Source organism: Ruegeria sp. ABF4_144, from assembly GCF_056160045.1.
In genome coordinates, this window is the sequence record NZ_JBSWWK010000001.1 from 3,000,927 (window position 1) to 3,026,529 (window position 25,603).

Here is a 25,603-nt window from a genome sequence, read left to right on the forward strand (position 1 = left end):
TGCGGTTTCAGATCAACTTAGAAGTTGAACTGTGCACCGAAGTCGGCAACGATCGACGAGTCCGAGCAGGAGTCGCAGTCGTTTACACCGATACCACCGCGCAGCGAAGCACCGCCGCCCAGGTCGTAGATCGCACCCAGAGCAACCTGCTGCAGGTCAGCTTCTGCGTTACCGTCGCCGTAAGCGAACAGCAGGGTGGTTGCGGCGCCCAGGTTGTAGGAAGCCGACAGACCCCATGCGGTGCCGTCAGTTGCGTCGATTTCGGTGGCGTCGTCTGCAACGAACAGCGTACCGCCGAAGTCACCCCATTCACCACCCAGGGTCAGAACGGTCAGGCTCGGGTCGCTGCCGGCGCCGCCGTCAGTTTGACCATAGGCCACAGCTGCGGTGATGTTGTTGAAGGTGTAGGTCGCGCTCACGTCCCAACGGTCGGCGTCGGTTGCAACACCGTTCAGAGCAACAGTGGCTTGGTCATACGACGCACCGAATGCGAAGTCGCCAACTGCGTACTGGAAGAACACAGCGTTTGCGCCCGAACCGGTCGAGGAGTACGCCAGGAAGTTGTAGTTAACACCCGAGTACTGACCTGCGAACAGTTCCAGACCGATTTCGTTGCCGTAGTAGTTTGCCAGGTTGTCGAACGAACCTGCTACGTTGCCGGCGTCAACACGCAGACCACCGTAGATGACCGAGAAGCGTGCGCCGTTCAGGCCAGCCGAGTTGGCTTCGCCGTTGGCGGAGTTTTCGTCAGCTTGCAGACGAACACGGCCTTCAAAGCGAACGCCACCGTCGGTTTCGGTGAAACCGTCGATGTTCAGACGGAAGCGCGAAACCAGGATCGCGTCGTCGGTGTCGACAACTGCGGTGCCTGCAGTGGTTTGGCCAGTTGTCTGAACGATAGCACCGTTAACGATTTGGGTGGTGGTCACGTTGGTGTTTACGTTCGGCACAGCACCGGTACGATCTTCAACGTAGCCGATACCAAAACGGCCGTAACCGCTCAGATTTACACCGGACTCAGCCGCGGCCATACCGGCGGTTGCGATCAGAGCGGTCGATGCGAAGAGAACTTTTTTCATCTTGTTTCCCTCGGTTTCAAAAGTTTTTCTACTCGACACATGCCTCAGCACATGTCTCAGCACGGGAACCGTTTCGCTCTTTTTGCCCCTGACACGCAAGCTTGGCATAAATGAATTGACCGCATTGGCAGAAAATTGGTGCAAGGATGCCACAGTCCGTTTTGTGCACCTGACCGACGCTGAACCCACGTAAATGCGACAATAATAGGGTTGTTGCTGAACGGGTCCTTGTCTAGGAGTAACATCTGACAATGTAGACCTTAGTGAACAGGACCAGTCGACGATGCGCCTGCAGACGATTTTCGGTTTGATCATAGTGACTGCTGCCGTGTCGGCTTGCGGAGAGAATCGGGGGGCATCGCCCAATCCGAATGTTGTCGCGACTGGCGGCAACTCTGACGAACAAGAATTCAACGATCCTGAACGTTCGACCATTTGGGATTTGTTCGACAATGGAAATGCCGAGCAGGTTACAAATGTAAATCGGTACTTGTGGGCCGCGTCGTTGGACGTTTTGAATTTCCTGCCCATCCAAGAGGTCGATCCGTTTACCGGTGTGATCGTAACGGGTTACGGCACACCTCCGGGTGGTGGGCGTCAATATCGTGCGACCGTGCATATTAGTGATCCGGCGCTGGCGGCACGCTCTTTGTCGGTGTCGCTGCAGACCAGCGGCGGCGCTCCGGTCAGCGCGGCCACGGCCCGCGCGGTCGAAGATGCCATCCTGTCCCGTGCCCGTCAGTTGCGCATTGCGGACAACAAGCTCTAGCCACCCGCAGAAAATCGCAATATTACCACGCCGGGTTCACGCCCGGCGTTTTCATTCACGAAGGACCGCACGATGTCTCGCTACTCGGCCAACGAAATCGAAGCAAAATGGCAAGAGGCCTGGGACAAGGCCGGAATCTTCACCGCCGACCGAACGGCGGACAAGCCGAAATACTATGTGCTTGAGATGTTCCCTTACCCGTCTGGCCGAATCCATATGGGGCATGTGCGCAACTATACGATGGGTGACGTGATCGCACGGCACAAGCTGGCGACCGGGCACAACGTGCTTCACCCGATGGGCTGGGATGCGTTCGGGATGCCGGCCGAAAACGCGGCGATGGCCATTGGTGGCCACCCCAAGGACTGGACATATGGCAACATTGCCGACATGCGCGGTCAGATGAAGCCGCTGGGCCTGTCGATCGACTGGTCCCGCGAATTTGCCACCTGTGACCCGGAATATTACGGCCAGCAGCAGGCGCTGTTCCTGGATATGCTCGAGGCCGGTCTGGTTTACCGCAAGAACGCCGTGGTGAACTGGGACCCGGTCGATATGACCGTTCTGGCCAACGAACAGGTCGAAAACGGCCGCGGGTGGCGTTCGGGTGCGTTGGTGGAACGCCGCGAGCTGACGCAGTGGTTCTTCAAAATCTCGGACTATTCCGAGGAACTGCTGGACGCGCTGGACACGCTGGAGAACTGGCCTGCCAAGGTGCGGCTGATGCAGGAAAACTGGATCGGCAAGTCGCGCGGTCTGCAATTCGGCTTTGAACGCACAGATGGTGGCGAGCCGATCACCGTCTATACGACTCGCCCCGACACGCTGTTGGGCGCGTCCTTCGTTGGGATTTCTCCGGATCACCCAATTGCCAAACAGCTTGAAGCTGAAAACACTGAAGTAGCTGATTTTGTGGCAGAATGCCGCAAGGGCGGTACCACCGAAGAGGCCATCGAAACAGCTGAAAAGCTGGGGTATGACACCGGCATTAAGGTCAAACACCCGCTGGACCCGAATTGGGAGCTTCCGGTCTGGATCGCCAACTTTATCTTGATGGATTACGGCACCGGCGCGATTTTCGCCTGCCCGGCACATGACCAGCGTGACCTCGATTTCTGCCGCAAATATGACCTGCCCGTGGTGGACACCTTCTTTGCGCTGGACGATGACACTCCGGTCGACAAGATCGCCTTTGTGCCGCCAAAATCCGAAAAAGTTCGCTGGGTGAACCATTTCGCCGGTCTGACTGAGGCGACAGGCGACGAGGCGATCAATGCCACAGTCGATTTCGCCGAAAAAGCTGGTTGGGGCGAAGGTGTCACCAAGTACCGCCTGCGTGACTGGGGGCTCAGCCGTCAGCGCTATTGGGGTTGCCCGATTCCCGTTGTCCACTGCGAGAAATGCGGCACGGTACCTGAGAAGAAAGAGAACCTGCCGATCGAACTGCCCTACGACGATGGCAACGGCAAACCCATCGACTTCTCGATCCCCGGCAACCCGCTGGATCGCCACCCAAATTGGCGTGACACCCCCTGCCCGTCCTGTGGCGCACCGGCCAAACGTGAAACCGACACGATGGACACGTTCGTCGATTCGTCCTGGTACTACGCCCGGTTCACCGCCCCGCGCGCTGAAACGCCGACCGATCTAGCCGAGGCCGAATACTGGATGAATGTCGACCAGTATATTGGCGGCATTGAGCATGCGATTCTACACCTGCTCTATTCCCGATTCTTCGCGCGAGCGATGCAGATCACCGGCCACCTGCCAAAGAAAGCCATCGAGCCATTCGACGCGCTGTTCACGCAGGGCATGGTGACACACGAAATCTATCAGACCCGCGACGCCAATGGCCGCCCGGTCTATCACCTGCCCGAGGACGTGACCGACGGCAAACTGGCCGACGGCACCGAGGTTGAGATCATCCCCTCGGCCAAAATGTCGAAATCCAAGAAGAACGTGGTGGATCCGGTCAGCATCATCTCGGCCTTTGGCGCGGACACCGCGCGCTGGTTCGTACTGTCCGACTCGCCGCCCGAGCGCGATGTAGAGTGGACCGCCTCGGGCGCCGAAGCCGCATTTAAGCATCTTAGCCGCGTTCACCGGATTGCGTCAGAAATCGCCGAGTCGGACGTTCCGGCCAATGCCGAAGACGAAACCCTGCTGCGTGAAATGCACAAGGCGATCCATGATGTGTCGGGTGGAGTCGAATCCTTTGGCTTCAACGCCTCCATCGCCAAGCTATATGCCTTCACCAACACCCTGGCGAAATCCAAGGCGGGTACCGCAGCAAAACGCGAAGCCGCCAAGACGCTGGCACAGTTGATGTCGCCGATGACCCCGCACCTGTCCGAAGAGCTCTGGCAGCTGCTGGGTGGCGAAGGACTGGTGGCCACTGCCCCATGGCCGGTCGCGGATGAGGCGATGCTGGTCGATGACACCGTCACCCTGCCGATCCAGATCAACGGCAAACGCCGCGCGGAAATCAGCGTGACCAAGGATATGGCCAAGGACGAGGTTGAAAAAATCGCGCTCAGCACCGAAGCTGTGCAAAAGGCGCTGGATGGAAATGCGCCGAAGAAGGTGATTGTTGTCCCGGGTCGGATCGTAAATGTCGTTGTTTAATCGCAGAACCCTGTTGTTGATGCCGCTTGCGCTGGCCGCCTGCGGCTTTGAACCGGTTTACGCGCCCGGCGGTTCGGGCGCGGCCCTGAATGGTCAGGTCGTCGTATCCGCGCCGAATTCAGTCGACAGCTATTTGCTGGTCCAGAATCTGGAGCAGCGGCTTGGTCGCAGCGCCAGTTCCGGCAATGCATATAACCTCGATGTCGGTGTCTCGACCGTTGTCACCGCAGCCGCGATAACCCAAGCAAACGAAACCAACCGCCTGAACATTCAAGGCACGGCGAGTTACACGCTGAGAGCCAATGACACGGGGCAAATTCTGGCCTCGGGCAGTGTGAACAATTTCGTCGGCTACTCGGCGGCCGGATCGACCGTGTCCACCCTGGCGGACGAACGTGACGCCAAAGAACGACTAATGGTGATTCTGTCTGATCAGATTCTAGCTGAACTCTACGCTGCGCCAGGCCTTGGCACATGAAGCTCAGCCCGCGCGAGGCTGAGGGGTACTTTGCCCGACCAGATGCCGATAAGGCCGGGCTGCTGATCTATGGCGCGGATGCAATGCGCGTGGCGCTGAAACGTCAGCAGGTTTTGGCTGCGTTGCTGGGCCCCAACGCCGAAGAGGAAATGCGCCTGACCCGTATGCCGGGCGCGGATCTGCGCGGTGACCCCGCCCTGTTGCTGGATGCGGTCAAGGCGGTGGGGTTCTTTCCCGGCCCGCGGGCGGTATTTGTCGAAGACACCACCGATGTAGCAGCCCCCGCAATTCTTACCGCGTTCGAGGACTGGGCCCCGGGCGATGCTCAGATCATCGTCACTGCCGGCCAGTTGAAAGCCAGTTCGAAAATCCGCAAGGCGTTCGAGGCGCATCCGGCGGCTTATGCGGTCGGTATCTACGACGATCCGCCTTCGCGTGGTGAGATCGAACGGATTCTGAACGAGGCCGGTTTGCAGAACATCCCCCGCGATTCTATGTCGGCTCTTGCAGAGCTGGCCACCGGGATCAGCCCGGGCGATTTCACGCAAACGATTGAGAAACTGTCCCTTTACAAGCGCGGTGACAGTTCCGAATTAACCATTGAAGATATCGAAGCCTGTGCCCCCCGATCAACCGAGGCAGCGTTGGACGATGTTCTGAACGTGGTGGCCGAGGGCCGCGCGGGCGAGATCGGGCCGCTGATCCGGAGACTGCAATCGCAAGGCACTAACGCAGTCAGCTTGTGCATCGGCGCGACCCGACATTTTCGAACTCTATACGCCTGCGCGTCTGACCCGGGAGGAGCGTCGCAAGGCATCGGCAAGCTGCGCCCACCGGTTTATGGCAAACGCCGCGACCGCATTCTGCGGCAGGCGCAGGGTTGGGGCGCGCCGAAACTGCAAACCGCGCTGACCGTTCTTACCGATACCGACCTGTCGCTGCGGTCGGCAGGGCAAACGGCCCCGGCTATGGCGTTGGTTGAGCGCGCCATGATCCGTCTGGCGATGCTGGCGCGGTCACGCTGAACGGTTCACCCACTCTGCCGCAGACCGCCCTGCCCATTTCCCCGACGCCATACAGGCGGTCAGCAGATAGCCCCCGGTTGGGGCCTCCCAGTCCAGCATCTCTCCGGCGCAGAATACGCCGGGCATTGCGGTCAGCATCAGCCTTTCATCCAACGCTGCTTGCGTGACGCCACCAGCGGTCGAGATCGCCTCATCCATCGGGCGCAGATCCACGCCGAAGATTGGAAGCTGTTTGAGTGCCCACACCTCCTGAGATGTTGGCGACGGGTATTGCTTGGCCATCTCATGAAACAGCGCGATTTTCTGAGGCGAAAGTTTCAACACCTTCTTCATCCACTGCGAGAAGGTGGTTTTTGGATTTTTGGCCTCTAGCCTTTTCTGCAATAGCACTGCATCCAGATCGGGCAAAAGGTCAACGTAAAGGTCCGCACCAGCGCGCAGTGCCGGGGTCAGGGAATAGAGGCCTCCGCCCTCCAACCCGGTCTCGGAAATCGTGGCTTCACCACGACTGTCCAACTCTCCGGCCATCCAGCGAACCGACTTCAATTCCGCCCCGAAATGGGGCTGCATGTGGGGGCTCCAATCGACGGACAGGGCCGAGTTCGAAGGGGCAAACGGAGCAAGGTCTACACCTTTCTCTTGCAAGGATTGCGCCCACTGCCCATCCGACCCAAGCTGCGCCCAACTGGCCCCGCCCAGTGCAAGCACGGTGACATCCGGCGTGATACTTTGCCGACCATCCGCAGTTTCGAACAAAAGTGCATCGCCGTCCCAACCGTGCCAACGCCAGCGGGTCTTGATCTGCACACCTGCGCTTTCCAGCCGCCTCAGCCACGCGCGCAACAAGGGCGAGGCTTTCATCTCCATGGGAAACACCCGCCCTGTCGAACCGGTAAACACCTCCTGCCCCAGTTCCCGCGCCCAATCCTGCACGGCGGCGGCGTCAAACCCGGCAATCATCGGGCGCAGCCAGTCTGACGCGCCACCATAGGCTTGCATCAAAGTCTCGAACGGTTCGTCCTTAGTCAGGTTCAGGCCCGACTTTCCGGCCATCAGGAATTTGCGCGCGACGGAAGGCTTGGCCTCGGCCATCAGCACATCATGGCCCGCAGCAGCCAATTCTTCCGCAGCCATCAGGCCTGCGGGTCCGGCTCCAATTACCACTGCCTGCGCCATTCCCGTCCTCTTGCCTTCCGCGCCATCTGGCGCAAGTTAGTTCCTGCCATGCCGAACAGTGATCCAATCTGCCCGTTATGTGACCGCCCTATCCCCGATGGGGGCGGTAGCCTGCACCATCTGATCCCAAAACTCAAAGGGGGCAAGGGCGGACCCACGGTTTTACTGCACATCATCTGCCACAAAGAGGTGCACGCCACTCTGTCTGAGACAGACCTGGCACGCGAGTTCAACACGGTTGAAGCCCTTCGCGCCCATCCGCGGCTTGAGAAGTTTTTGAACTGGGTTCGCAAACGCCCGCCCGGTTTTCGGTCGAAAGTGCCTGGCAAACGGCGCGGGCGGTGATCAGCCGGGCCGCACCGGGTCGCCAAAGGCATCGCGCAGGGATACCGTCAGCCCCTGAACCTCCAGCCCGCGATAATCCGGGGCCGGAGCAAATTGCGCGCCCGCAAGATGCTGAAACTCCAGCGTGGTAAAGGGGCGTTTCCACAGCCATTCCCGGTTTTCGACCGCCCATAGGTCCGCATTCGGCGGCTCCTCATCGGTGAAAGCATAGAAGTGCAGGTCGAACCCATATTGGGCCACATCCTGCACCGACAAGAGATGCATGCCTTGCGCGCGGCAGAACGCATCCTCGGCGGCGATGTCCCCGGTGCGTAATGTGATCTGGCCGATACAGGCATAGGCAAAAGGGGCGGCCGGATCGGCGGCATTTTCAGGCCGGTTGCCCTGAAAATCATGTTGCAGCAGCTCGATCACAAACCCTTCGGGGTCTTTCAGGTGACACATGTAGCCTATGTCGAGGAACTGTTTCGGGTCCGAGACCTCAACCCCGTTCTGGCGCAGATGTGCGGCAGCGAGATCGACATCCGGCACGGTAATCCCGATCTTCCAATACCTTTGCCCCCCGTCGTGTGTATAGCCGCCTCCGCCCGACATCAGCAGCAAGTCCGCGTCCTGCCCGCCATAGCCAACGCGGCGATTCGACCCCTGCGCCCGCCCGGTCATGCCCAAAACGTCTACGTAAAACGCGGTCAGCCGGTCCGGGTCGGCGACACGTAGCAGCACAGCAGACAATCTCATCGACACATCCTTGCAATACCGGCGGCAATCTGGGGGTCGGCGGCCAGACTGTCCGCCACCAGTGCGTGCGCCGTTGTCATCAACTGATCAGGCTCAACCACGCGATCAACCAGACCGAAGGAATAAGCCTCCTCAGCAGTGATCTTTTGCCCCCCCATCAAGATCAACTTGGTTCGAGACGGGCCGATCAACGCAGCCATGCGCACCGGGTCCGACGGTTGGGGCAGAAAGCCCAATTTCATCACCGGATAAAAGAACTTGGCCTGCGGGACTGCAATCCGAATATCACAAGCCAACACCATCCCGTTGGCCCCGCCTGCAAGCGTTCCGTTCAAAGCGGCAACCGTCAGGCACGGCAGGGCCGCGATGGCGCCCGACAGCCTTTCCCATACATCCGACGTCGCCAGGCCAGCGCGCACCTCGTCCAGGTCGGCCCCTGCGCTGAACACCTTGCCCGCGCCAGTCAGGATCAATGCACGCGCTTCGGTCGCGGCCTCAGCAATCTCAGCCAACTCAGACAACATCGCCTCGGTTACGGCGTTGGCCTTTTGCGGGTTGTTGAGCGTAACGGTCCACAACCCGTCTTCTTTAGTCAGTTCGATCACGTCAGCCCAACCCTTTGCCGGATATCTTCACGGCGCAGCGAGATTTCCGAGCCCAGAAACTCATCCGCATCCGGGCTGCACATCCACAGCAGCGCCCGCGCGGGCCAATCGGCAGGAATGTGGTCGCTCCAATCCAGCTGGCTGACGGCGTTGATACCGCTGGCCTTGATCACCCGCTGCATGTCGGTGGCCACGGTGCCCGGCGACAGGCCCATGGCGCGGATGCCGTGGATCGACTCTTCAAGATGCAGGCATTCGGTCAGCATCTTGGCCCCGGCCTTTGAGGCACAATAGTGGCTCCACGCTTCGATCGGATTGGACGCCGCCCCAGAGGACACGGTGATCACCGTCCCCCCGCCCGCAGCCCGCATGACAGGCAGGGCCGCACGCATTCCGTGGAACACGCCTTTGAGGTTGATGTCGATGGCTGCGCTCCACGCCGCGACATCGGCGTTGGATAGATGGAAGATCGGATCGATGACGCCGGCGTTTCCGATCAGGACGTCCAGCCCACCGAACTGGTCGACACAATCGGCAACCGCCTGTTCGACCTGCGCGAAATCGCTGACATCACACTGCAAGGCGATCGCGTTTTCACCGAGCGCGTCAGCCAGCGCCCCGATCTGATCACGATTGCGTGCGACCAAAACGACATTCGCACCGGCTGCGGCAAATACGCGCCCTGCCTCGGCCCCGATGCCACGGCTGGCCCCTGTTATCAGTACGGTTTTCCCCTGCATGTGACCTCTGTAGCTCCGTAGTTTTGAGATTGTGTGAATCTCTACCGCGCCAACGGGGAACGGGTCCAGTCCTTGCCCCTTGACGCCCGCCGCTGCAAACACGACGATGCCCGCAAAATTGATCAAGAAGGGTTCTCACATGTCCGTTTTCGTTCGCCGCAGCTGTGGCGCAGTTTTGGCGTATGCCGTTGTCACCCAAGGTGCACTTGCCGATGTTACCGCGCAGCAGATTTGGGACGACTGGCAAGCCTACCTGACACAGATGGGTTACACGGTTGCAGCCGAACAATCCGCGTCGGGCAACGTGACCACCATCTCGGACATGGTCGTGACCTTGGCTGTGCCGGACAGCGACGATGCGTTCCAGATGACTGTGCCGCAAATGACCCTGACCGAAAACGGCGACGGTACGGTCAGCATCGACCTTCCCGAAAGCTTTCCCATGACCGTATCGGGCGAGGATGAAGGGGACTCGTTCTCGGTCGATATCGAATACTACCACACCGGGCTTAAGATGCTTGTCTCAGGTGATCCGGATGACATGACCTACGACTATTCCGCGCCAACTCTGGGCGTGAAGCTGGGCGGGCTGTCGGTTGACGGAGAACCCACACCCGAAGACCTTTTGGATCTGGACTTCGAACTTAGCAACCTTGCCGGCAGTTCACGGATGAAAATCGGTGAAAACCGGGACGTCGATCAGAAATTCACCGCTGACGGCCTGACCTATGATCTGGTCTTCAACGATCCCGAAGGATCGGATGACGGCAAGATCGATGGTGCGATGAAAGATCTGGCCTTTGAAGGTACCAGCGTGATCCCTTCGGATTTCGACGCCGACGACCCCGCAAGCTTTTTCCAGGGTGACACATCCTTCTCGGGTCTGTTCACCTATGGCTCGGGCAACACGGCCATTGAAGGCACCAGCGAAGGTCAGGCGTTCTCTATGGGCAGTGAGTCCCAGGGCGGCCGCTTCGGCGCCAGCTTGGATGAACAGCGCCTTGCGTACGACATCGAGCAGAACAGCGCAAAACTGGCGGTAACTACGGCTGACCTGCCGTTCCCGATTGAAATCGCCATGACCAAATCCGGCCTCAGCTTCGAGTTCCCGCTAAAGCAATCCGAAGAAGAGCAGCCCTTTGGGTTTGCCATGAACCTGACGGATTTCACCATGTCGGACGTGCTTTGGAGCATTTTCGACCCCACCGGTGCGCTGCCGCGCGATCCGGCGACCATCGCGCTAGACGCCACCGGCACGGCCAAGGTCCTGACCAACTTCTTCGATCCTGCATCGATCGAAGAGATGGAGGAATCCGGTGCCGCGCCGGGTGAGTTGAACTCGCTGAAAATCAACGAGTTGCTGGTGTCGCTGGTCGGTGCGAAGCTGACGGGTGACGCAGACTTCACCTTTGACAATTCGAACACCGAAGAGTTCGACGGAATGCCCGCACCGTCGGGCGTGGCAAACCTGCAGCTGGTAGGAGCCAATGTGCTGATCGACAAACTGATCGGCATGGGCCTGCTTCAGGAGAGTGATGCAATGGGTGCCCGGATGATGATGGGCCTGATGGCAGTGCCCGGGGATGAGCCCGACACGCTAAACTCGAAAATCGAATTCACTGAAGACGGTCAGATTCTGGCCAATGGTCAACGCATCAAGTGATGCGCACCGGGCGAAGTTCTGCCTCTACAGAGCTTCGCTCATTTTCTGCTTCGGATGTTTCAGGCCGTCAGGTCAAGCTCTTGGATCAGTGCCCGTGCGATACGGCGACCGACCACTCGGCCGTTAAACAAAGCAGGCACCGGATGATCTTTGGCAATTGGTGCCATATGGAACCTGTGTATCCCATCATAGAATTTGAAGTTGGTCTCACAGAGAAAAAACCGCCCTGTCCGTGCACATGGCAAGATGTCATGAGCAAATAGCCCTACACCAATCGCCTTTCTTACATGGCGAGCGATGTTGTTGATCTGATCCATGTTAGGATCGATCAGTTTGCGATGAAAATGCCGGATCATTTCCGCATCAACAGGGGTATCCCGGTTGTGGACGCTTAGCCCTTTTCCAGCCCGCACCCAGGAAAACAGGACACGTTCACCGATGGCCTGGGCCCGAATGCAGACATTCCACGTTTCCCCACCATATTCGTATCTGCAATCAACGTATTCGGTATTGTATCTGCTCGGGTTAAGGTTCTCGGCGCGATCAACCAACTGGACCGCCACATTTGCGTTGGTAATCTGGTTGGAGAACACAGTGTCAAATTCATCACCCGCCTGAATTAGTCTCGGCATAGGCACATTTGCAGCCGTAAGGACTTTGTTCTGCCTTACTTTATGGCCGACAACGCGACCCTGTTCGACCGAATGCAGGATCTTGTAACCCAACGCGACAAGCTCGGCCTCGCGGGCGCGCAACCAATCAACCTTTTCGAACTTCACAACGAATAACTCATTGTAATGAAGCAGAACATAGCTTTTCGGATCAGTCGTCGGGCCGCGTCCGACCAGTTCGCGGAACGTCAAAACCTCAGCCGGAACCTGCAGCTTGGTCAGGACCCGAGTGAAGTGAGTGATGACGTTGCTTGACCCTTTACCCTTGGCGACGACATGAGGCTCGTCAAAATCAACAACGAAAAACTGAGCCAAACGAAGCTCTCCTTTTTGCCTGCATTTACCTTTGCAACAGTATCAACCTGTTGTGATCGCCGCTCTGAAAATCGGTAACGCGCCTCAACTAATGGAAGTTTAAACGCAAATGTAAACCCTTTGTGCCTTTACCGGGAAGTGGGCCAAAGTTACGCGGGCCAAGTTGAATTCTCTCAACCCTGAGGTCTTGCGGGTTGGGCGGTCCAAGGCTAGGTCCATTGGATAAAGACCCGGAGGCCGCATGACCCAAACACCTGAAGAGATCAGCCAAGCCCTGTTGGACGCAGCCCGCGCAGCCGGGGCCGACGCCGCGGATGCAATTGTGATCGACGGCTCTTCGGTCTCAGTCGAGGTGCGGAGCGGCGCGCTGGAACATGCCGAACGATCGGAAGGCACCGATCTGGGCCTACGGGTGTTTCTTGGACAGCGGCAAGCGATCGTGTCCAGTTCGGACAGCCGGCCTGAGACTCTGACTGCGATGGCCGAACGCGCCGTGGCCATGGCACGCGAAGCGCCCGAGGATCCGTTCACTGGTTTGGCCGATGCGGAACAACTGGCCAAAGAGTGGAACCTTCCCGCGCTTGAGCTATTCGACCCTTCCCCGGAACCGGCGGCCGAGGACTTGATGCGCGACGCATTAGAGGCCGAAGCTGCAGCGCTGACAGTTCAGGGTGTTTCTCAGGTCTCTGACGCAGCGGCGGGGTACGGCACCCATCGCGTGCATCTGAAGGCGACCAACGGGTTTTCCGGCGGCTATGCCCGCAGCAGCCGCTCGACATCCTGCGTGGCGATCTCGGGCGAAGGCACCGGGATGGAGCGCGACTATGACGGCGATAGCCGCACCTTTCAAAGCGATCTGCGCGATGCCGAAGACATCGGCCGCAGCGCAGGCGAACGCGCTGTCGCTTTGGTGGGCGCGCAAAAGCCTGCAACCGGCACGTTTCCGGTGCTGTTTGACGAACGCATTTCATCCTCGCTTATCGGTCACCTGCTGGCGGCCAGCAACGGCGCCGCCATCGCACGGGGAGCCTCATGGTTGAAGGATGGCCTGGGAGAACAGGTGCTGCCCGAGCACTTGTCGCTGATCGAAGACCCGCACCGCCCGCGCATCGCAGGCTCGCGCCCGTTCGATGCCGAGGGGCTGGCGACCCAGCAGCGTGCGATTGTTGAAAACGGCATTTTGACCGGCTGGACCCTGGACCTGTCCAGTGCGCGCAAGCTGGACATGACATCAACTGGCAACGCGGCGCGCGGCGTGTCGGGGCCACCCTCGCCCAGCAACTGGAACCTGAGCCTGACGCAAGGCGCCCAAAGCCGCGAGGAATTGCTGCGGGACATGGGTACCGGGCTACTGGTGACCTCGATGATCGGCTCCACCATCAACCCAAATACGGGCGACTACTCGCGCGGTGCCTCGGGTTTCTGGGTGGAAAACGGAGAAATCACCCATCCGGTCAATGAATGCACCATCGCGGGCAATCTGCGCGACATGCTGAAACGGATCATCCCGGCAAACGATGCGCGGCCCTACCTGTCCCGGGTGGTGCCCTCGGTGCTGATCGAAGGAATGACGCTTGCCGGCAACTGACCTGCCCCTTCTGATCGACGCCGCACTTGAGGCCGGAAAGATCGCCACCCGATACTCGGGCACCACGGCGCAGCGCTGGGACAAACCCGACGGCGCTGGTCCGGTGACCGAGGCCGATCTGGCCGTAAACGCCATGCTGGAACAGCGCTTGCCCTCGGCCCGGCCCGACTATGGCTGGCTGAGCGAAGAGACCGAGGATTCCTCCGCCCGGTTGACGCGCGACCGCGTTTTCATCATCGACCCGATCGACGGCACCCGCAGTTTTGCCGAAGGGTCTCGCACCTGGGCGCATTCGCTGGCCATAGCAGACGGAGGCGAAGTCACTGCCGCGGTGATTTACCTGCCGCGGCGCGACCTGCTTTATGCGGCTGCCAAAGGCGAAGGCGCGACGCTGAACGGTGCAGCAATTCGGGTGTCACAGGTGTCGGATATGGAATCGGCCGAGATTCTGGCCGCAAAGCCCAATCTGAACCCGCACCATTGGCTGCGCGGTCGGGTACCCGAGTTCAAACGGGCCTATCGCCCTTCGCTGGCCTATCGCATGGCCACCGTCGGTCAGGGACGGTTTGATGGTATGCTGACACTCAGACCCAGCTGGGAATGGGATATCGCCGCTGGAGCCCTCATCATCCGCGAGGCGGGCGGCACTTGTTCCGATCGGCTGGGTCAGCCATTGCGGTTTAACAACGCACATCCACGCCTGAACGGCGTGATCGCGGCGGGTCCGGTTCTGCACGATGCCTTGTTTGGGCACCTTGATCCGAACGGCGACGGGATTCGCTCATGAGCAAACCGCGCTCTCTTAGCCTGGCCGCGTACCGTGTCCTGTCCTGGGGTGTGCCTAACACGGGCAACCGGCCCGACATGCCGCGCCCCGAGGGCGAACTGATCTGGGTCCATATCAGCACCCAGCACCGCCAGCGCGCGGTTACCGATTTCTGCCGCAGGCTACAGCTGGCCCGCCCGACCCTGAACGTGCTTCTGACGGCCCCGCCCGAGGCCGATCTTCGGCGCTGGGACCTTTGTGATTATCCGCTGGTGAGCCTTCCTATGGAACAGACCGGCGCCGCGCGCGCATTTCTGGATCATTGGAAGCCCGATATCGGCCTCTGGGTTGGGGGCAGCCTGATGCCCAACGTGATCACCCGCGCCGAGGAACGCGGCATCCCCCTAATCCTGATCGAGGCGCAGATCGACATCAAGATCGCACGCGGGGCCCGATGGCTGCCTGATATCACCCGATATACGCTGGACTGTTTCCAATCGATCCTGACCAAGACATCCGAGACGGCTCGCACGATCCGTCGCCTTGGCATTTCTTCGGACAAAGTCGGTGAGTCGCCGCCGCTGCATGTCAGCCCGAACCCAAGGCCCTGGCCCGAGGACGAGCTGATCGAAACGAACCATGCCCTGGCCGGGCGGCTGGTCTGGCTTGCCGCAAACGTTCTGGACAAGGAATTCATCTCGGTGCTCAGCGCCCATCGTCAGGCGATGCGGATCCTGCCGCGGCTGACACTGGTGCTGCACGTGGCGGACACTGCCGAGGCTGAACCGCTGCATCAGCGTCTGGAATCCATGGACCTGCGATGTGCCAATTGGGACACCGACGGTCAGATCGAAGACACCACGCAGGTCATACTGTCAGCTGAACCCGAAGATCTGGGCCTGTGGCACCGGATTTCGCCGGTCACGTTCATGGGCAGTTCACTGGAACGCGGCGCGGGCGGGCACGACCCGCTGGTTGCCGCTGCCCTCGGCTCGTCCATCATCCACGGGCCGTTTGTGCATCGCCATCAGCAGATATACGATCAGTTGGATCGCGCCGACGCCGCGCGCAAAGTCAAAACCGTGACCGAACTTGGCGACGCTGTGGTTGAGATGCTGTCGCCGGATCGCGCAGCAGACATGGCGCTGGCGGGATGGCAGATCGTATCTGAGGGTGCGCCTCAGACAGATCAGCTGATCGACTTGGTGCAAGACTGTTTGGATCAGCGGGGGGCAGATGATGCGCGCACCTGATTTCTGGAACACCGCCCCTGACCGACTGGACCTGCGCGCCAGACTACTGGCCCCGCTGGGCCGCATCTATGCGGCCGCCACGGTGCGCCGGGTAACCTCGGGCACCGGAATCAAACCGGGTGTTCCAGTGATCTGCATTGGCAACCTTAACGCAGGCGGCACCGGCAAGACCCCTACTGTGATCTGGATGATCGAACAGTTGCGGGACGCCTGGCACACACCCCATGTGGTGACACGCGGCCATGGCGGCTCGTTGGAAGGCCCTGTACGCGTTGACCCTGCCAAACACACCGCCGCACAGGTTGGGGACGAGCCCCTTTTGCTGGCCGCCTTCGCTGAAGTCTGGGTGGCCAAGGACCGCGCCGCCGGGGCACAAGCCGCCTCCGAGGCCGGGGCTACGGTGATCGTGCTGGATGACGGATTCCAGAACCCTTCGGTCACCAAGGATTTCTCGGTCATCGTGGTGGACGCCACACGCGGCTTTGGTAATGGCCTATGCCTGCCAGCCGGCCCCCTGCGTGAACCCGTTGATATCGGGCTGCAACGGGCCGATCTGGTTCTGTCATTGGGAGATGCTGCGTCTCAGGCGCAATTCCGCGAACACTGGGGTACGTCCCTGACAGTGCCTCATGTCATGGGAGAGGTCGAACCGTTGCAGACCGGTATGGACTGGGCCGACACGCCCGTTCTTGCCTTTGCGGGCATCGGGCATCCGGAAAAGTTCTTTCGCACCCTGCGCCAGCAAGGCGCAAAGCTGCTGCGAGCCGAGGCGCTGGACGATCATCAACCGCTGACCCCGGCCCTGATGACGCGACTGGAAAACGAAGCCCGGCAATTGGGTGCACAGATGGTGACAACGGAAAAAGACGCCGTGCGCCTGCCTGCCGCGTTCCGCAGCAAGGTCCTGACGTTGCCTGTTCGTTTGAAAGTGGAAGAGGCCGACAAGGTCAGGCAGATGTTGCTGCACGTCGCTCCATCGCCCTGATAAGGCGACCGGCCCACCTGAGCCGGTCGTAAAAGACAGTTAGCTGCCCAGTTCGTCTTCGATCAGTTTCTTGAAATCGGCATAGGACTGGTTGTCGACTTTCTTGCCATTCACCACGAAGGACGGCGTCGCTTGAACACCGTCACGTTCGGCGTTTTCCTGATACCAGGCCACCAGCGTTTGTGCGCGGGTGCCGTCCTGCAGGCAGGCTTCAAGTTGGTCATTGTCGATACCCGCCAGGCGTCCGATTTTGCGCAGTTCGTCCACGATCTCGGCCGGGCCACCGGCTTTGACCCACTCGGACTGACCTTCAAAGATCAAATCGGTAATACCAAAGAACTTCTCGGGGCCACCGCAGCGTGCCACCATCGATGCCCACAGGCCGTAGCGATCAAAATACACCTCGCGGTAGATAAACTTGACCTTGCCGGTGTCGATGAAGTCCTTCTTTAGCTGCTTGTAAGCGCCCTGATGGAAGGTCGCGCAGTGCGGGCAGGTGTAGGATGCATACTCGATGATCTCGACCGGCGCATCCTCAGCGCCCTGCACCATCTCAACAATGGTCGAGGTGTCCAGATCAGCCTCTTGCGCCTCAGCACTGCCGATCAGCGGATAAGACGGAGAGGAATTTGACAGCGACAGCCAATAGCCGCCTGCGGCGATGGCCACCGCCGCGCAGATTCCAGTTGCGATACGGCTCATTTCTCAGCCCTTTCTCAGCGTTTTTGCTTGGATAAAACGTTACGGCCCAGACGTTCAAGGGCCGCGCGCAAATCACCATCGTGAACGTCGCGTGCGGTCCGGCCTGCCTCGGCCTCAATCTCTGGGTCAATCTTTGGTTTTTTCGGTTTCGGTTTGTGATCGAAACTGGCCTGCCCCTCGGCAAATCCGGTCGGAGCGGTCTGGGTGATACGTACACGGCTGATGGCGTTATAGCCGTAAACCGCATTCACCTTTCCGCGCAGCTGTTCCTTCTGCATCTCAAGCATTGGGGCCTGCGGGCCGGTGGTCAGAACGGTCAGCGTTGCGCCGATCCCTTCCCGACCATAGCCCACTTTTACCGGGCGCGCGATCGATGCCAGATCCTGGCCCACGATTTCAGCCCAGTGGGTCAGCAGCCGCGATACGGCAAAGCCCCGGCTTTCACCGGCGCGCCGAATCTGTCCGTTCAGCAATGTCGCGGTGCGTTTGAACCCGCGGGTCGAAGAACGTCTGCGCTGCATCTGGTTTCCAACTCCTGCGCCGCTATTGTAAAGGGCATGACACCGGGCGCCAGCGAAACCCGACAGGGAGATAGATAAAACTTGCGTGACTCTATTCAACAGGACCTGAGCGGCGCTCTGCTGGGCTGGTACGACCGCCACGCCCGTGAAATGCCCTGGCGTGTAGGGCCTGCGGACCGGGCCGCAGGGGTGATACCCGACCCCTATCGCGTCTGGCTGTCCGAAGTGATGCTGCAACAGACAACCGTGGCTGCCGTGCGCGATTACTTCATGCGGTTCACGACCCGCTGGCCGACGGTTCGGGCTCTGGCCGACGCCCCAGACGATCAGGTCATGGGTGAATGGGCCGGACTGGGCTACTACGCCCGCGCCCGCAACCTGCTGAAATGCGCGCGGGTGGTGGCTGATGAGCATGACGGTATCTTCCCCGACAGCTATGACGCCCTGCTGAAACTGCCCGGTATCGGCCCTTATACCGCCGCTGCAATCTCGGCCATTGCCTTTGACCGGCCCGAGACGGTTCTGGACGGCAATGTCGAAAGGGTCATGGCGCGGCTCTACGATATTCATGACCCCCTGCCCGGTTCGAAACCTATGCTCAAAGACAAAGCCGCCGCGCTGACGCCAGACACACGGCCCGGAGATTATGCGCAGGCGGTGATGGATCTGGGCGCCACGATCTGCACACCAAAATCTCCGGCCTGTGGCATCTGCCCCGTCCGCGATCCATGTCAGGCCCGCACGGTCGGAACGCAGCCCGAACTGCCGCGCAAGACACCAAAAAAGCCGAAACCCACGCGATACGGCCATGTCTACATCTCCCAGAGTGATGCTGGCGCCCTGCTTCTGGAGCGCCGCCCCGACAAGGGGCTACTGGGCGGAATGCTGGGTTGGCCGGGCTCGGATTGGTCCGAAGCGCCAGATGAATCGCCGCCGTTCGAGGCAGATTGGCAGGTGCTGGCCGGAGAGGTGCGACACACATTCACACATTTCCACCTGATACTGCGCATCTGGACGGCTCCGCTGCCTGACGGAACCGCACCCGAAGGCCTTATCATGCTGGAAAAACATGCCTTTCGCCCCAGCGACCTGCCAACCGTGATGCGCAAGGCGCACGACCTTTGGCGTAACCGATAATCCGTTGTGCACCCCGTCGGACTGTGACTAGTCTATGCGCAATCGTTCGGAGGCCCCATGATCGCATCTGACACCCTGTCCCGCTGGCAGTCTGCCCTGCCCTTCTGGATCTCGTTCTTGCTGGTTCCGGTGATCTGGACGACTGCGATGGCGGGTGGCTGGTGGGTGCTGCTTGTTCCGGTATCGACATGGTGGGCCTTCGCCGTTCTGGATCGGTTAACCGGCCTGGAGCTGAGCAACGCCGATCCCGACACGCCGGACTCGGTGCTGCGTTGGTATATCCTGCTGACCAAAGCTTGGGTTCCCGTACAGTTCCTGACTCTCTACGGATTGATTTGGTACGCCACCCATACCGACCACTTGTCCGCGTTTGCCAAGGTCGGGTTGTTCTTCGGCATGGGTGTTATCTCTGGCACTATCGGTATCAACTACAGCCACGAGCTGATGCACCAAAAGGGCCGGTTCGAGCGTTGGCTGGGCGATATCCTTCTGGCGATGGTGCTGTATTCGCACTTCCGCTCAGAACACCTGCTGGTCCATCACCGCTATGTTGGCACTCCGCGCGATCCGGTTACGGCGCGCTACAACGAAGGCTTTCACCGTTTCTACCCGCGTGTCCTCACACAATGCCTCGTCTCTGCCTTCCGGGCCGAACGCGAAAAACTGGCCCGCAAGGATCGCCGCTGGACCGACCTATCCAACCCGTTCTGGCGCTATTGGGCCCTGCAAGGTGGGATGCTGGCACTTGCCTTTGCGATCGGAGGCCTGTCCGGCCTTGCCCTATTCTTGATCCAGGCTGGCGTTGCGATCTGGCAGCTGGAACTGGTCAATTACGTGGAACATTACGGCCTGACCCGCAAACATCTGGGTCAGGGCAAATACGAACATGTTTTGCCGCGTCATTCATGGAACGCCTCGCAGAAAGCGTCGAACTGGCTGCTGATCAACCTGCAGCGCCACTCGGACCACCACTACAAACCGTACAGGCGCTTCCCGCTGTTGCAAAACCACGCGAAAGCCGACGCTCCGCAGCTGCCCTACGGATATCCAGTGATGACCATTGCTGCGATGATCCCGCCTCTTTGGCGGCGTGTCATGAACCCGCGTGTCCGGGCCTGGCGCAAGCAGTATTACCCTGAAATTACCGAGTGGCACCCGTATAACAAAGGATTAAATCCCAAACCAAACGCGTGACCGCGGCACGCGATGACCGCCCCAAGGGTTGGATGTGCATCTTTGATACTGCCCTAACGGGCGGCGGCATCTCCGTAAACCCATACATCCATCGGCGCGGCGACGCCCCGCACGATCTCGCCGCTGCGCTTTGTAAACGCCTCCATCTCGGGCTGGCTGGTCGGACCTTCGCTCAATGCCTGTGTCAGCAACGCATCGCTGACTACGATCCGGGCCTGAAGGTCCCGCGTCATCGCCTCCAGCTTTGCCGCGACATTCACTGCATCTCCGATCACTGCAAATTCCAAACGGTTGGCACCGATATCGCCCAAAACCACTGAGCCATAGTGGACACCAATCCCAACGTGAATCTCAACCTCACCCGCGCGCCGCCGCTCAAGGTTCCAACGATCCATCATTTCAACCATTGCTCGGGCGCAGGCCAGAGCGTTGGTCGCATCCAACTGTGTCGGTACCGGAGTCCCGAATGTGGCCATCAAACCGTCGCCCAGATACTTGTCCAGCGTTCCATGATGGCGGAACACTTCGGTTTCCATCCGGGCATGAAATCCCCGCAGAACCTCAATCACCTCGTAAGGATCACGACCCGCCGCGAATTTCGTAAACCCAACGATATCGATGAACAGAACAGCGATATTCTCTTTGCGTACCTGTTTCAGAGGTTCGTCATTCTGGCTGAGTTCATCAACCACATTGGGCGAGAAGTAACGGGACAGGTTCGCCCGTTCCCTCTCAAGCCCGGCATTGGTCAACAGAAGATGGTTAAGGCGCCGCATGGACACACCCAAGGTTACTGCAACCATGACGAAAACAACGACCTGCTGTATACGCAGGTTCGGCAGGAAACTATTCGGGTCCATCAACTCGGCCACATCCGGATAACCCGCCAGCGCCTGTGCAACCCGTTCGCTGATACCCGGGATCGGAGTTGCGACCCACCAGGCGATAATCCAACCTGCGGTCCAGACCATGGCCGTCCATGACCCAATCGCAATGACCGTACGCCACGAATAAGCCAGCGTGCCCGCCGCCAGAATGATGAAGAAATACTGAAAGTTGTCGAAGCGAAAATGCATCGCTAACGGTCGGACATCGTCGCTAAACGGGTTCGGTACGAGCATACCAAGGGTCATGATCAGCAGATCGGCAAAGATCAACAAAAGCTCAGTACGCGACTGCCCGACCCTGCCAGCCCGCCTGATCAGCCACCCGTTCGCGCAAATCAACAGCAGGATGAAAAGATACCACAACACCTCCCATTGAGGGTTAAAGTAGATCAGAAGAACCCCGGTCAATGCCATGGCGATCCACCGCGCGCGCACGGCCAATTCAAGCCCTTCCTGCTTGTGCCGCTCCAGCGCTGCTTCGGTGTATTTGTTGTCCATCTCCACAGGATCGGGCCGCGTCAGGGTGAACCGTTCCAAACGGGATGGGCTGGCGGTTGTTTCGCTCATGACGGGTACCTTTCGGGCGTTGCAGGGCGATACGCCTATGCAATCACCTATAGCGCAAAAACAAAAGACCCCGCCGATATCGGCGGGGCAAGGCGTAGTGCCTAGTGTCAGGCCACAGGCACCGGCGGTATTGGTGAAATCAGTTCATCTCGGCCCGGATCTGCTGGCGAAGAACGTCGATCGGCACCGTCTTGCCGTCGCGCTTGAAGCACCAGTAGGTCCAGCCATTGCAGGACGGCGCGTTTTCCAGATGCGCACCCACCTGATGGATCGAGCCTTTGACGTTTTGCCCAACCAGCGTGCCATCGGCGCGAACCTTGGCCTTGTGGCGCTGGTTCATCGAATACAGTTCCTCACCCGGGCGTAGCATGCCTCGTTCGACAAGCTGGCCGAAGGGAACACGCGGTTCGGCGCGTTTGCTGGCGCTGACCTCCAGCGCCTCACGGTCGAATTTGCGGACCTTGGCGATGCGCTTCTCAGCCACTTTGCGATAGCTTTCCTCGCGCTCGATGCCGATGAATTCGCGACCCAGCATCTTGGCTACAGCGCCTGTGGTCCCGGTGCCAAAGAACGGATCGAGGATCACATCTCCCGGATTGGTCGAGCCGATCAGGACACGGTGCAACAGCGATTCCGGTTTCTGCGTCGGATGCGCCTTGTCGCCGTTTTCGTCCTTTAGACGCTCATGCCCGGTGCAGATCGGCAGCACCCAGTCACTGCGCATCTGCACGCCTTCATTTAGCGCTTTCAGAGCTTCGTAGTTGAACGTGTATTTCGCACCTTCGCGTTTCGACGCCCAAATCATAGTTTCATGCGCATTGGTGAACCGCTTGCCGCGGAAATTCGGCATCGGGTTCGATTTGCGCCATACGACGTCGTTCAAAATCCAATATCCCGCGTCCTGCAGGGCCGAGCCCACACGGAAGATGTTGTGATACGAGCCAATCACCCAAATCGCCCCGTTCGGCTTGAGCAGACGATGCGCCGCCTTCAGCCAGTCACGGGTGAACTGGTCATAGGCGCCAAAGCTGGAAAACTGGTCCCAGTGATCGTCGACCGCGTCTACCTGGCTGTTATCAGGGCGGTGCAACTGGCCTTTCAGCTGCAGATTATAGGGCGGATCCGCAAAGATCAGGTCCACCGACGCCTCAGGCAGACTGTTCATCACATCGATGCAGTCCCCGGATAGAATCGTGTTTAAAGGGAGCGCTTTTGCGCCCTTTTTGGTGGTTGTTGTCATTTTACTGCCTCAAGTATCCACGGCGCTTTTGCGCTCATTTGGTTGAGACAAGGATGAGTCAAAGACGATTCGCCGTCAATTTCTTTTTTGAATCAGCGACTTACAATTTACTCTTGATACAAGATATTGTGTACCGGTTTGAACGAACGTCTATGGTGTGGGGTCACACCCAGATTTCGCAGCGCTTCTCTGTGTTGTTTCGACGGATAACCGGCGTTTGTCTCCCAGCCATAGCCGGGATGCTGTTGCGCCAAATCCACCATCAGTTTATCGCGCCAGTTTTTGGCGATGATCGAGGCCGCTGCAATCGACACAGAATGCGCGTCACCTTTGATCACGGCTTGCGACGGGATCGTCAGACCGCGCGGGATCATGTTGCCATCGATCAGAAGATAGTCAGGCGGAGGGTCCAGCGCAGCCACCGCGCGCTCCATTGCCAAATGCGAAGCACGCAGAATGTTGTGTTCATCGATCTCCGCTACCGTGGCCTCGGCTAATGCAAATTCGGCCCGGTCACGTATGGCCGTTTCAAGAGCGTCACGCCGTTTTGCGGACAGTTTCTTGGAATCATTCAACCCCTCGGGAATATCCTCAGGGTTCAGGATGACCGCGGCAGCGACCACAGGCCCTGCCAGCGGCCCGCGCCCAACCTCATCCACGCCGGCAATCCGCAGATACCCCTGCGCCACGGCTGCTTTCTCAATTTCATAATCCGGTGTCGTCATACCCCCGGAAAACCGCGTTTCACCGTCCACCGCAACAAAAAAAGAGAGGGCAGCTTGCGCCACCCTCTCCCTGCACGGCGCTTCTGTGGCGCCGCTCCTGCTCGAAAACCGTTACTTGTAACTCACCCGGTATCCGTTCTGGCGCAAACAGCCAGGGTGGTATGCCCGCTTGACCTTGTTGCCATTCCAGAACCTGACCTTGCACTGGTCTGGCAGGCTATTGCTGTATTTGTAATGCTTGCTCAGGCAGTTCGTGCCCAACAGCGGCTGATTGGGCGAGAAGCCGTGGAAAGTGCGCAAGCATCGTTGCGGCAGGTTATAACGCGCGACCCGCTTCGGCAGCGGGCGTATGTCACGCGGCCTGCGTTGCGGTTTTGTGTACACGTGATCTTGCGGCGCCTTATATACGTGATTGTAGTTGTTCGTAACGGTGTTCTTCTTGTTTTTGTCATTCAAGTGCTTCACCGCGACGCCAAGCAGCGCGATGGCTGCCAATCCACCAAGGATATCTTCGACATCGGCTGCCCGCGCCTGCGACGCCGAAACTCCGGTGATGGCAACCGCAGAGGCCACGATCAGGGCGATGAATTTCTTATGCATGGTGCTTGTCCTTCAGAAGTCTCAGGAGGCCCGGTGGCGGGCCGTGTGCTCGATGCCCCGACATTGGGTGCGCCTTGCCCAGACAAGCAATAACGGCACGCTGTTATCCAATATCAGCCCGGCCTAACCCCTTGGGTTATTGAATATCGCGCGAACCCGTGCGCAGGATGCGGCCTATGAAACAGATCCTCTCTTCTCTGGCCGTGTTGGCCCTGATATCGCTTGGCTCTGCTGCTGCGGCGGCCGATTGCTACGCGGATTACAAGGCCAAACAGGACAATCCGCTGCGCCTGCACTATGGCGTCATGCAGGTTTCGGCCTGCGACAAGGGGCAGGCAAAACGCGAAGTCGCCCAGCGCCTCAAGGGCTCGGGCTGGACCCTGCTGAACGTCATGTCCGTGTTCGGGCCGGAAGGGTTGGATAAAAGGAAGGCCAATGCCGGACAATTCTATCTCCGTTACTGAGGCTCGCCGATCCGGCGTCAGACTAGTCGGTGCGGGCATCGTGGCGATCGTTTTGATTCTGGTGACGGCGGCAATCTTCCTGTTCTGGACCCTGCCCGACGCCAATGCCTTCAACGCCAGGGTCGAGCGGCTGTTCATCGAAAGCGATCTGACTTCGCAGACCGAAATCCGGCTGTTGGAGATTCTGGCTCAATCCGGCACCGCTTTTGCCGACACGCTGTCCAGCTATCGTATGGTGATCTTTGTGCTGCTGGTCTTTGCCAGCGCCATGCTAGTGACTGCGCTGGTGTTTCTGGTGATGTTGGTCCTGCTGAACCGGCGGATGGCGCAGATCGAACGCACCGGTATTCAGGTGACCTCACTGCTGATCAGCCGCGAGGAAAACACCGTCTACCTAAACAACATGGATTTCAAACTAACCCCGGCGGCGATGGAAACCCTGTCAGTCCTGGCCGAATCCCGTCTGGATGACGAGGTTCTGTCAGGCGTTCAGATCGAAGCGATGATTTCCGGCAAGGACGCCGCCGATTGTGATGAGGCTGCGGGCGCCACCCGGATCAAAAGGCTGCGCGATGCCCTAGGCAACCAGATGGTGAGCGAGCTTCTGGTCAAGAACATCGCCAAAAAGGGTTACATGCTGTCGATCGAAAAAGACGTGATTCAGATGGTCTGACCCTGCCGCGTCGCACAGGACACGTGCGATAAAATGCCGGTGACACCCCTTGGAATGCGGCGGTGAAAGGCC

At 59.4% G+C, this 25,603-nt stretch carries 26 protein-coding genes; 14 read left to right on the forward strand and 12 right to left on the reverse strand.

Annotated elements, in window-relative coordinates:
- Nucleotides 1-17: 17 nt before the first annotated feature.
- The gene (locus ACXAGD_RS15010; RefSeq protein ID WP_475211655.1) at nucleotides 18-1,079 is read right to left on the reverse strand and encodes a porin; all 1,062 of its coding nucleotides are present in this window, start codon (nucleotides 1,077-1,079) and stop codon (nucleotides 18-20) included.
- A 283-nt stretch (nucleotides 1,080-1,362) separates the two neighbouring features.
- On the opposite strand from ACXAGD_RS15010, the gene ACXAGD_RS15015 reads away from it, so the two are divergent.
- The 4 genes from ACXAGD_RS15015 to holA all read left to right on the forward strand — a co-directional run bounded on the left by ACXAGD_RS15015 (nucleotide 1,363) and on the right by holA (nucleotide 5,976).
- Nucleotides 1,363-1,848, forward strand: a complete 486-nt coding sequence (locus tag ACXAGD_RS15015; protein WP_475211656.1) for a DUF3576 domain-containing protein — start codon at nucleotides 1,363-1,365, stop codon at nucleotides 1,846-1,848.
- A 72-nt stretch (nucleotides 1,849-1,920) separates the two neighbouring features.
- Nucleotides 1,921-4,473: a leucine--tRNA ligase gene (gene leuS / locus ACXAGD_RS15020; protein WP_475211657.1), complete on the forward strand. Its 2,553-nt coding sequence runs from the start codon at nucleotides 1,921-1,923 to the stop codon at nucleotides 4,471-4,473.
- Complete coding sequence (gene lptE / locus ACXAGD_RS15025; protein WP_475211658.1) at nucleotides 4,460-4,951, forward strand: LPS assembly lipoprotein LptE; 492 nt, start codon at nucleotides 4,460-4,462, stop codon at nucleotides 4,949-4,951. Before leuS ends, lptE begins: the two co-directional genes overlap by 14 nt.
- Nucleotides 4,948-5,976 carry a DNA polymerase III subunit delta gene (gene holA / locus ACXAGD_RS15030; RefSeq protein WP_475211659.1) on the forward strand — a complete coding sequence of 343 codons (1,029 nt, stop codon included), beginning with the start codon at nucleotides 4,948-4,950 and terminating at the stop codon, nucleotides 5,974-5,976. The genes lptE and holA overlap by 4 nt, the downstream gene beginning before the upstream one ends.
- Here the strand turns inward: holA and ACXAGD_RS15035 are convergent.
- Nucleotides 5,968-7,152: a TIGR03862 family flavoprotein gene (locus ACXAGD_RS15035; RefSeq protein ID WP_475211660.1), complete on the reverse strand. Its 1,185-nt coding sequence runs from the start codon at nucleotides 7,150-7,152 to the stop codon at nucleotides 5,968-5,970. The genes holA and ACXAGD_RS15035 overlap by 9 nt on opposite strands.
- A 48-nt stretch (nucleotides 7,153-7,200) precedes the next feature.
- Between ACXAGD_RS15035 and ACXAGD_RS15040 the strand changes: the two genes are divergently transcribed.
- Nucleotides 7,201-7,497 carry an HNH endonuclease gene (locus ACXAGD_RS15040; protein WP_475211661.1) on the forward strand — a complete coding sequence of 99 codons (297 nt, stop codon included), beginning with the start codon at nucleotides 7,201-7,203 and terminating at the stop codon, nucleotides 7,495-7,497.
- Here the strand turns inward: ACXAGD_RS15040 and ACXAGD_RS15045 are convergent, their stop codons facing one another.
- From ACXAGD_RS15045 to ACXAGD_RS15055, 3 genes are read right to left on the reverse strand one after another with little or no spacing between them, the layout of a single operon-like run.
- Nucleotides 7,498-8,235 carry a VOC family protein gene (locus ACXAGD_RS15045; protein WP_475211662.1) on the reverse strand — a complete coding sequence of 246 codons (738 nt, stop codon included), beginning with the start codon at nucleotides 8,233-8,235 and terminating at the stop codon, nucleotides 7,498-7,500.
- A complete protein-coding gene (locus ACXAGD_RS15050) occupies nucleotides 8,232-8,840 on the reverse strand; it encodes an enoyl-CoA hydratase/isomerase family protein (protein ID WP_475211663.1) in 609 nt (202 codons plus the stop codon). Before ACXAGD_RS15050 ends, ACXAGD_RS15045 begins: the two co-directional genes overlap by 4 nt.
- Entirely contained in the window at nucleotides 8,837-9,580 is a 744-nt protein-coding gene (locus ACXAGD_RS15055) for an SDR family oxidoreductase (protein ID WP_475212606.1), read from the reverse strand. Before ACXAGD_RS15055 ends, ACXAGD_RS15050 begins: the two co-directional genes overlap by 4 nt.
- A 139-nt stretch (nucleotides 9,581-9,719) precedes the next feature.
- Here ACXAGD_RS15055 and ACXAGD_RS15060 point away from each other — a divergent pair, with 139 nt between their 5' ends.
- Nucleotides 9,720-11,243 (forward strand): DUF2125 domain-containing protein, encoded by a 1,524-nt coding sequence (locus tag ACXAGD_RS15060; RefSeq protein WP_475211664.1) that lies wholly within the window; start codon nucleotides 9,720-9,722, stop codon nucleotides 11,241-11,243.
- 59 nt (nucleotides 11,244-11,302) lie between these two features.
- On the opposite strand, the gene ACXAGD_RS15065 is transcribed toward ACXAGD_RS15060, so the two are convergent.
- A complete protein-coding gene (locus tag ACXAGD_RS15065; protein WP_475211665.1) occupies nucleotides 11,303-12,229 on the reverse strand; it encodes a hypothetical protein in 927 nt (308 codons plus the stop codon).
- Between the two features lie 241 nt (nucleotides 12,230-12,470).
- On the opposite strand from ACXAGD_RS15065, the gene ACXAGD_RS15070 reads away from it, so the two are divergent.
- Genes ACXAGD_RS15070 through lpxK form a run of 4 tightly spaced genes read left to right on the forward strand, consistent with a single transcriptional unit; the run spans nucleotide 12,471 to nucleotide 16,821 of the window.
- The gene (locus ACXAGD_RS15070; protein WP_475211666.1) at nucleotides 12,471-13,817 is read left to right on the forward strand and encodes a TldD/PmbA family protein; all 1,347 of its coding nucleotides are present in this window, start codon (nucleotides 12,471-12,473) and stop codon (nucleotides 13,815-13,817) included.
- A complete protein-coding gene (locus ACXAGD_RS15075; protein ID WP_475211667.1) occupies nucleotides 13,804-14,604 on the forward strand; it encodes an inositol monophosphatase family protein in 801 nt (266 codons plus the stop codon). Before ACXAGD_RS15070 ends, ACXAGD_RS15075 begins: the two co-directional genes overlap by 14 nt.
- A complete protein-coding gene (locus tag ACXAGD_RS15080) occupies nucleotides 14,601-15,836 on the forward strand; it encodes a 3-deoxy-D-manno-octulosonic acid transferase (RefSeq protein ID WP_475211668.1) in 1,236 nt (411 codons plus the stop codon). Before ACXAGD_RS15075 ends, ACXAGD_RS15080 begins: the two co-directional genes overlap by 4 nt.
- The gene (lpxK, locus tag ACXAGD_RS15085) at nucleotides 15,823-16,821 is read left to right on the forward strand and encodes a tetraacyldisaccharide 4'-kinase (RefSeq protein ID WP_475211669.1); all 999 of its coding nucleotides are present in this window, start codon (nucleotides 15,823-15,825) and stop codon (nucleotides 16,819-16,821) included. The genes ACXAGD_RS15080 and lpxK overlap by 14 nt, the downstream gene beginning before the upstream one ends.
- Before the next feature lie 39 nt (nucleotides 16,822-16,860).
- On the opposite strand, the gene ACXAGD_RS15090 is transcribed toward lpxK, so the two are convergent.
- Both ACXAGD_RS15090 and ACXAGD_RS15095 read right to left on the reverse strand, forming a co-directional pair.
- A complete protein-coding gene (locus ACXAGD_RS15090) occupies nucleotides 16,861-17,523 on the reverse strand; it encodes a DsbA family protein (RefSeq protein WP_475211670.1) in 663 nt (220 codons plus the stop codon).
- Between the two features lie 14 nt (nucleotides 17,524-17,537).
- Nucleotides 17,538-18,044: a DUF721 domain-containing protein gene (locus tag ACXAGD_RS15095; RefSeq protein WP_475211671.1), complete on the reverse strand. Its 507-nt coding sequence runs from the start codon at nucleotides 18,042-18,044 to the stop codon at nucleotides 17,538-17,540.
- Nucleotides 18,045-18,125: 81 nt separating this feature from the next.
- On the opposite strand from ACXAGD_RS15095, the gene mutY reads away from it, so the two are divergent.
- Nucleotides 18,126-19,181, forward strand: a complete 1,056-nt coding sequence (gene mutY / locus ACXAGD_RS15100; RefSeq protein ID WP_475211672.1) for an A/G-specific adenine glycosylase — start codon at nucleotides 18,126-18,128, stop codon at nucleotides 19,179-19,181.
- A gap of 57 nt (nucleotides 19,182-19,238) precedes the next feature.
- Nucleotides 19,239-20,375, forward strand: coding sequence for an alkane 1-monooxygenase (locus tag ACXAGD_RS15105; protein ID WP_475211673.1), 1,137 nt, complete (start codon nucleotides 19,239-19,241; stop codon nucleotides 20,373-20,375).
- Nucleotides 20,376-20,428: 53 nt separating this feature from the next.
- Here ACXAGD_RS15105 and ACXAGD_RS15110 read toward each other — a convergent pair whose 3' ends face one another.
- The 4 genes from ACXAGD_RS15110 to ACXAGD_RS15125 form a co-directional block, all read right to left on the reverse strand.
- The gene (locus ACXAGD_RS15110) at nucleotides 20,429-21,829 is read right to left on the reverse strand and encodes an adenylate/guanylate cyclase domain-containing protein (protein ID WP_475211674.1); all 1,401 of its coding nucleotides are present in this window, start codon (nucleotides 21,827-21,829) and stop codon (nucleotides 20,429-20,431) included.
- Between the two features lie 139 nt (nucleotides 21,830-21,968).
- Nucleotides 21,969-23,069, reverse strand: coding sequence for a DNA methyltransferase (locus ACXAGD_RS15115; RefSeq protein ID WP_475211675.1), 1,101 nt, complete (start codon nucleotides 23,067-23,069; stop codon nucleotides 21,969-21,971).
- Between the two features lie 107 nt (nucleotides 23,070-23,176).
- Nucleotides 23,177-23,794, reverse strand: coding sequence for a ribonuclease HII (locus ACXAGD_RS15120; protein WP_475211676.1), 618 nt, complete (start codon nucleotides 23,792-23,794; stop codon nucleotides 23,177-23,179).
- A gap of 111 nt (nucleotides 23,795-23,905) precedes the next feature.
- Nucleotides 23,906-24,394 carry a hypothetical protein gene (locus tag ACXAGD_RS15125; protein ID WP_475211677.1) on the reverse strand — a complete coding sequence of 163 codons (489 nt, stop codon included), beginning with the start codon at nucleotides 24,392-24,394 and terminating at the stop codon, nucleotides 23,906-23,908.
- A 176-nt stretch (nucleotides 24,395-24,570) separates the two neighbouring features.
- On the opposite strand from ACXAGD_RS15125, the gene ACXAGD_RS15130 reads away from it, so the two are divergent.
- Complete coding sequence (locus tag ACXAGD_RS15130; RefSeq protein ID WP_475211678.1) at nucleotides 24,571-24,858, forward strand: hypothetical protein; 288 nt, start codon at nucleotides 24,571-24,573, stop codon at nucleotides 24,856-24,858.
- Entirely contained in the window at nucleotides 24,830-25,531 is a 702-nt protein-coding gene (locus ACXAGD_RS15135; RefSeq protein WP_475211679.1) for a winged helix-turn-helix domain-containing protein, read from the forward strand. The genes ACXAGD_RS15130 and ACXAGD_RS15135 overlap by 29 nt, the downstream gene beginning before the upstream one ends.
- Nucleotides 25,532-25,603: the final 72 nt, after the last annotated feature.